Source organism: Enterobacter cloacae complex sp. OE43NF (assembly GCF_023544405.1).
In the GTDB taxonomy this organism is placed as follows: Bacteria; Pseudomonadota; Gammaproteobacteria; order Enterobacterales; family Enterobacteriaceae; genus Enterobacter; species Enterobacter cloacae.
This window is the reverse complement of record NZ_JAMJFW010000113.1, coordinates 1-2251: the sequence shown is the minus strand read 5'-3', so window position 1 is coordinate 2251 and position 2251 is coordinate 1. Positions and strand designations below refer to the sequence as shown.

The 2251-nt window shown below is 39.7% G+C and carries 1 protein-coding gene; it reads right to left on the bottom strand.

Translation table 11 applies throughout. From position 1 onward, the window contains the following. Positions 1 to 168: 168 nt before the first annotated feature. Positions 169 to 2079, bottom strand: coding sequence for a terminase gpA endonuclease subunit (locus M8370_RS23110; protein WP_250021843.1), 1911 nt, complete (start codon positions 2077 to 2079; stop codon positions 169 to 171). Positions 2080 to 2251: the final 172 nt, after the last annotated feature.

The following is a 2251-nucleotide window of genomic DNA, read 5'->3' as shown; positions in this document are numbered from 1 at the left end:
ATGAATTCAGAAGAATCAACCCCGATATTTTCGGGGCAATTTTCTTGTTCGAAAAGAACAGTTTCTTTAGAGCCAATTTGAACAGATGCACCTTGAGGATTAGTGAATTCCAGTTTTTCACCGATGAAAATTTCTTTCATGGGATATCCTCTCTGTAATATTCTTTATTTAGTTAAGCCATCCACGCTTAGTTTTATTCTGACGACGAACAGGAGGACGAGCCTTAACACGCTGTGGCTTGTTTTCTTGTTCTTCTTTATGTTCGTATTCAACATCGTCAATAACTTCAGGAGCATCGTCCTGTTCGTTTTTGGCTATCTCTTTTGCTTGCATCTTGCGCCATTCATGCCATTTGATTTTTTCAAGCACTTGTAAGCGAGCACAATAACCGTAGTTGAAACAGTCCAGACCTTCGTTTCGAACACCGCCTTGTTTAATAACCCAACGAACGGTATTACCAGAGCGTTTTAATTCTTCGGACATAAGCTGTTCGCAGTAATCATCTGGAACATCATCAGAGATTTCGACTCTGACTGGTGTATTTACAGATTTAACGCTTCTGTTTAGCAGTTCACGAACTAAGTTTTTTCCTTGGTTAACACCAATCATATAAAGTTCATAACCACCAGTTTTCGTGATTTTCGTTGGAACATAAGGGGCATCTACACTCGAAGTACCTTTAATTGCTTTCAGGTTTGTCCACTGAGAGCAGAAACGATAGATTGTTTTCGTTGCTCGACCGTTTGAACTATCAACGTTAATCCAAGCGAGAGGAACCTTTCTTCCTGACGTTGTTTTAAAAGGTGCTTTAACGTATGCAAGCAATTCTTTATACGCAGGAGAATCGATAACCTCAGCGTTCATTGTCATAAAGCTACGATGTGCAAGAATATAAACGGTTCGTTCGTTATGACCCATCAGAGTTATTTCTAAACGGTCTTGCTGTTGGTCAACACCAGCTGTCATGAACAAACAATCTTCTGGAATATTACGAATACCGATATCAGTTTTCAGTTCGTTTAATTTACTGATTTCCACATCCTCGTTCAGATCATCAAAAGGCAATCCTAAAACGGTGTTATAGAACGTTGATAAACTGAATGTTTGATAAGCATTTTTGAAATCTTCAACAACGGACTTTATTGAACTCATAGGACTATACAAACGACTAACATGGAATCCTGCTGTATCAGATTCTGGATTAGTCACAATCCAATTACCGTTTGCTAATGCTCTTGTTCGTTGTGCTTCTGTGATTGTTTCATTACAAGAAGGACATTCAAGACGCGCAGTTTCTGGATCTGGTACTGATTTGCCATCTTGTTTAATCCAATCGAATTTGATGTTTTCCCAAACAATCTCATGAGAATGATCGCAATGAGGACAATCGATATGGAATTTACGTCTATCGGATGCTTCATATTGGGTATTGATAGCACCGTATTTGCCAGTAGGCGTCGAACTGATAAAGATTCGGGCGTCTGAACCGAAAGTTGTTGCACGCTGTTCGGCAATCATTATCGGATTGCCTTCTTCTGTATCAGTATCGACAGCATCAACTTCATCAAGCAGAAGCAATGGCAGAGTTTTACCGCGCAAGTGAGAAGGGGAGTTCAAACTCATGAAATACCAGAAACCACCATTTCGTAGCTGAATCTGACTGGTGTTATTAACTGCGTTTCTGTCGTTTTTATCAGTAACGATTTTCTGCATTTCTTCCGATGCATCAATCATCGGTTTAATTTTACCACTGAGCCATTGTGTCGTTTCTTTCGCTGTAGACTGTAAAACACCCGCGTTGCCTGGATCTGTAGCTGATTTATAGAACAGAACACCGTTCAGAATCGTCGTTTTGCCGATCTGTGCAGAAGTCATAAGAACGATTTTCTTCTTCTTGCCTTTGATAGCGTCAATCATTCCGCGCTGGAACTCAAAAAGTCGCATTGGCTGATCAGCGTATGGTCCATCAGGGAAGATTAAGTTCTGTTCAACCCATTCCGATGGAGTGTAATCAGCAGGAGGCATGATAAAAGTCTTTGATGCCTTTATAATTTTTTTGAGTTTTTCTAAGTTTGTCATATTCACCTCTGACTGTATTTATGAAAAAATCCATAAATTGTTTTAGAGGTCGCTTGCATCTGGATTTCCGCCTGTTAAAGTTCAATTCATCGAAACACGGGGAACAACGAAATGAAAACTGAACTGACTGTTGAAAACAAAATTGCTTCTGATTTAAACGCTGGGACTGAAA

What these genes read in the sequence shown, in the direction of transcription:
- M8370_RS23110 (WP_250021843.1), bottom strand. Translation starts at nt 2,079, where the DNA reads ATGACAAACTTAGAAAAACTCAAAAAAATTATAAAGGCATCAAAGACT.